Annotated in this window: 4 protein-coding genes; 2 read left to right on the top strand and 2 right to left on the bottom strand. The window is 39.6% G+C overall.

Going from position 1 to position 4,439, the window contains the following annotated elements:
• Nucleotides 1-68 precede the first annotated feature (68 nt).
• Entirely contained in the window at nucleotides 69-1,442 is a 1,374-nt protein-coding gene (gene hemN, locus GQR46_RS16630; protein ID WP_165741572.1) for an oxygen-independent coproporphyrinogen III oxidase, read from the bottom strand.
• Between the two features lie 124 nt (nucleotides 1,443-1,566).
• Nucleotides 1,567-2,100 (bottom strand): ribosome biogenesis factor YjgA, encoded by a 534-nt coding sequence (yjgA, locus tag GQR46_RS16635; RefSeq protein ID WP_007582068.1) that lies wholly within the window; start codon nucleotides 2,098-2,100, stop codon nucleotides 1,567-1,569.
• Nucleotides 2,101-2,244: 144 nt separating this feature from the next.
• On the opposite strand from yjgA, the gene pmbA reads away from it, so the two are divergent.
• Nucleotides 2,245-3,594: a metalloprotease PmbA gene (gene pmbA, locus GQR46_RS16640; RefSeq protein WP_007582066.1), complete on the top strand. Its 1,350-nt coding sequence runs from the start codon at nucleotides 2,245-2,247 to the stop codon at nucleotides 3,592-3,594.
• Nucleotides 3,595-3,666: 72 nt separating this feature from the next.
• Nucleotides 3,667-4,152: a DUF721 domain-containing protein gene (locus tag GQR46_RS16645; protein ID WP_024589904.1), complete on the top strand. Its 486-nt coding sequence runs from the start codon at nucleotides 3,667-3,669 to the stop codon at nucleotides 4,150-4,152.
• The last annotated feature ends 287 nt before the right edge of the window (nucleotides 4,153-4,439 follow it).

Here is a 4,439-nt window from a genome sequence, read left to right on the forward strand (position 1 = left end):
AGCAGACCTTGGTCTGCTTTTTTTATGCGTAAAAATTTTCATACTAATTGCATTAAATTAGTGATCTGCTAAATCACTCGTGAAAAACGCGTCGCATTTATTTGTTTTTGTAAATGAGCGTCAAAGCACATGCAAATAATACGAATGAATAAGTTGCCGCGTGGCGTTACGCTAATTTTATTATCATTTATAGTGACTAGTTCATCTTTTATAAGTGGCGTAAGCGCAATTAACGCATCCTCAAAGTAGTCATTAAATATAAGCGCATGCTTTTCGCTAAAGTCTTGTATATCTAATTCAAACTGGCAAATGAGCTGCTTAATTGCATCAGCACGAATTACATCATCATGCGTTAAGTGCATACCTTTATTAAGAGCACAGCCGATTTGTGTTTCGATGCTGTGGTAATAATGTTTTAATTCTTTTTGATTTTGTAAAATGGCACTGCCAATTTGCGAAATTGATGACACGCCTAAGCCTAATAAATCACAATTTCCATGGGTTGTATAACCTTGAAAATTACGATGTAACTTGCCTTCATTTTGCGCAATAGCTAGTTCGTTATCGGTTTTTGCAAAGTGGTCCATACCAATAAATTGATAGCCTGCTTGCGTCATCTGCTCCAGCGTGTTTTTAAACATAGTGAGTTTATTATGTGCACTGGGTAAATCTGCATCTTTAATCTTACGCTGTGCGGCAAAGCGCTCTGGTAAATGCGCGTAGTTAAACACCGATACTCGGTCAGGGCTTAACTCAATAAGTTGCTCTATAGTTTGCTTAAAGCTCTCTGGCGTTTGCAGAGGAAGCCCGTAAATCATATCTGCATTAATAGATTGAAATCCCAGCTCGCGAGCTTGTGTAATTAATTGCTTGACCGTATCTGCATTTTGCGGGCGATTAACAGCAAGTTGCACGTCGTCGTTAAAGTCTTGAATCCCAAATGAGACACGGTTAAAGCCAAGCATTCTTAGATCAACAAGCATATTATCGGCAAGTGAGCGTGGGTCTATTTCAATGCCGCGCTCTGTTGTGCTTGTAAAATTAAAGTGCTGCTCTAAAAGCTTAATTAGACGAGTCATTTGTTTTGCGGTTAAAAAGGTGGGAGTACCGCCACCTAAATGTAATTGCTCAACCGTGTAGTTTTTAAATAAATGAGCTTGGGCAGTAATTTCTTTTGCTAAAAAGTCGAGATACGTATCGGCCTTAGATTGATGGCGGGTAATTATTTTATTACAGCCACAGTAGTAGCAAAGCTGGCTACAAAACGGGATATGAATATATAGAGAAAGTGAACGACTCGTTGACGATTCTACAGCGCTTAGTAGGTCTTGTTGTTGATACCCATCACGCAGTGATAGAGCGGTGGGATACGAGGTATAACGCGGGCCAGACACATTATATTTGTTTATTAGGGTTTGATCCCATTGTGGAAGTTTAATCATCACGCGCACCTAAGTATTTATTTAGGGGGTGATTATAAAAAAGTACGCAGTGAGGCGGTTTGATCTATAACAAAAAAGGTGCCGAAGCACCTTTTTTAATAAAATATCAATTAATGCGGTCTAATTAATACGTAACAGTATGGGCATCTTTGAGATATTGAAATAACTCTTTATAACCTTTACCCGGCTTTTCAGCTTTCGCTTCTTTTGCCGCATTACGAACCAATTGACGCATTTGCTGACGATCAAGAGACGGAAACTGTTCAATAGTCTCATTGATAAGGTCATCACCTTGTTCAATTAGGTCTGAACGTAATTGCTCAATTTTTTTGACCAATACTTCAGCTTGGTTATTTTTATTAAGCATTACATCGATAATCGCTCTAATAGCGTCAATGTTTTCTACAGTACGCAACGTTTTAGCGATGTAGTTTAAGTGACGGCGGTACGCGTCACTTTTATTACTTATTTTATCAGCAACAACCATTGCCGCTTTTAAATCGTCATTTAATGGCAGGCGTTCGCGCTGTTTTTTACCCATTTTGGCAATTTCAGTACCTAACTGATGAAACTCTTGCGCTTCGCGCTTAAGCTCCGTTCTTGATACATATTCAATTTCTTCTTCAATTTCAGCAGGCTTGCCTTTTTTCTTTGCCATGGGGTGCTCTTAAATAAAAATAACTTTTGCCATTATACATGAATATGATACTTAGGAATATTAGCTGATGTGATGCATTGAGTGTGTTAGCATTTAAATATAAGAAATGCGTGCATTATGCCTCTAAGGCTCAGGACTTAATTTATGAAAAGCCAACAAAACGATCCAATTTATTCTCAAATATCGCAAGTTAAAGATGCGGTAGCAGAAGTACTCGAACATGCCAAAAAATTAGGCGCAACAGCTGCAGAAGCGGCTATGTCTAGCACGTCTGGTTTATCGGTTAGTACACGAATGGGTGAAGTAGAAACCATTGAGTTTAACCAAGACGGCGGCTTAGGCATTAGTGTATATGTTGGTAATAATAAAGGCTCAGCATCGACAGCTGATTTAAATCCAAAAACATTGCGCATGGTAGTCGAAAAAGCGATTGATATAGCCAAATTTACATCGGATGACCCATTTAACGGCGTTGCTGATAAAGAATTGCTTGAATTTAATCCTAAAGATTTAGATTTATACCATCCTTGGGATGTAAGCCCTGAAGAAGGTATTGAGCTTTGTCATGCTGCTGAGCAAGCTGCATTAAACGCAGATGAGCGCATTGTTAACTCTGATGGTGCGAGTTTTTCATCTCACCAAGGATTACGTGTTTATGGTAACAGCCATGGTTTGATAACTGGCTTTCCACGCACTCGTCATAGCATTAGTACTATGGTAATTGGTCAAGATGGCGAGCAGATGCAACGCGACTCTGCTTATACTGTTGCCCGCGACCAAGCGGGTTTAAATGACGCAGCGGCAGTTGGGCTTGAAGCAGCAGCTGAAACATTGGCTAAATTAAATAGCCAAAAGTTAGGCACAATGAAAGTGCCTGTTATTTTTAGAGCCGATATTGCAAATTCATTATTTGGTCACTTAGTGTCGGCAATTGGTGGTGGTGCGCTTTATCGTAAATCAAGTTTTTTACTTGATAGCTTAGGCACACAAGTATTTAGTAATTGTGTGAATATTGCCGAGCGCCCACATATTTTAAAAGGGTTGGCGTCGTCACCGTTTGATAGCGAAGGCGTTAAAACATTCGATAGGGAAATTATTCAAGGCGGCGAGCTACAAACTTATTTATTAGCAAGTTATGCCGCGCGTAAAATGAATATGACCCCAACAGGGCATGCTGGCGGTATACATAACTGGCTTGTTGAGCAAACTCATAACGATTTAACTGCACTATTAAAAACGATGGGCACCGGCTTATTAGTTACAGAGCTAATGGGGCAGGGCGTAAATACCGTAACGGGTGATTACTCTCGTGGTGCTGCTGGTTTTTGGGTTGAAAATGGTGAAATCCAATATCCTGTAAGCGAAATTACCATTGCTGGTAATTTAAAAGATATGTTTAAAGGCATATCTGCTATTGGTGGTGACATCGAACGCCGTGGTGGTATTCAAACTGGCTCAGTATTAATAGAGCAAATGCAAATAGCCGGCGCGTAGTATTAATACGCAGTGTATACTTAGACCTAGAGTATTATCTCTGGGTCTAAGTGAGCTTTTACGAGGTGTAAAATGGCTAAAGATAGATATGCACCAAAACCGCTAACCGATATTATGGCGGGGTTAAATAATCGTTTATCAGCTTATGCAGGCAAAAGCCAAGCACTTGATACACAGCAAACCCTATTAAAAGATTTTTTGGGTCCTAAGTTGGGTGATAAATGCCGAGTCAGTAATTACCGAGACGGCACGCTAATGATAGAGGCTGTATCTGCACCTATCGCGCTTAGACTTAATTATTTGAAAATGGATATGCTTTCACATTTTAGAGCTGCCGGAATGGCAGAGCTCGGGCAAATAAAAATAACTGCAAATCCTCAAGCAACTCAGAGATTAAGTACAGCGAATAAGTCGGGCAGTCCTGCAGTTACCAACTCACGTAAAATGAGTGAGCAAACAGCGGATTACTTAAACGCGATAGCATCTTCTGCACCCCCTTCTTTAAAAGAAAAACTAGAGCGTTTAGCGCTTCACGGAAAAAATAAAAGTAAGTCTTAACTACCCACCATCTTGTTATTGGTGGGGCTAATTTGGCAGCTCACCGCATTCAAAATACTTTGTTACATATTCCATTTTATTGTTGGCTTAATGAGGTTTATGATACTGCGTGGGCTTTATATTGATCGAAAGCTCTTTGATACCCATTCCATTAAGTAAAAGCGTGTAGGCAGTGCTATTTTTACTCCTGCTATATTCAAGAATTTAATGGAGTTGGTATGTGATACCAACCTGCATAAGTCTTTGATCAATTTAACGAATTAAATTGCACTATAACGTCGTTAAAA

This window comes from Pseudoalteromonas sp. Z1A6 (assembly GCF_011378745.1).
GTDB lineage: Bacteria > Pseudomonadota > Gammaproteobacteria > Enterobacterales > Alteromonadaceae > Pseudoalteromonas > Pseudoalteromonas arctica.

Excerpts from the sequence above, each read along its gene's own strand:
- hemN (WP_165741572.1), bottom strand. The coding sequence starts at position 1,442 with ATGATTAAACTTCCACAATGGGATCAAACCCTAATAAACAAATATAAT.
- yjgA (WP_007582068.1), bottom strand. The coding sequence starts at position 2,100 with ATGGCAAAGAAAAAAGGCAAGCCTGCTGAAATTGAAGAAGAAATTGAA.
- GQR46_RS16645 (WP_024589904.1), top strand. The coding sequence starts at position 3,667 with ATGGCTAAAGATAGATATGCACCAAAACCGCTAACCGATATTATGGCG.
- pmbA (WP_007582066.1), top strand. The coding sequence starts at position 2,245 with ATGAAAAGCCAACAAAACGATCCAATTTATTCTCAAATATCGCAAGTT.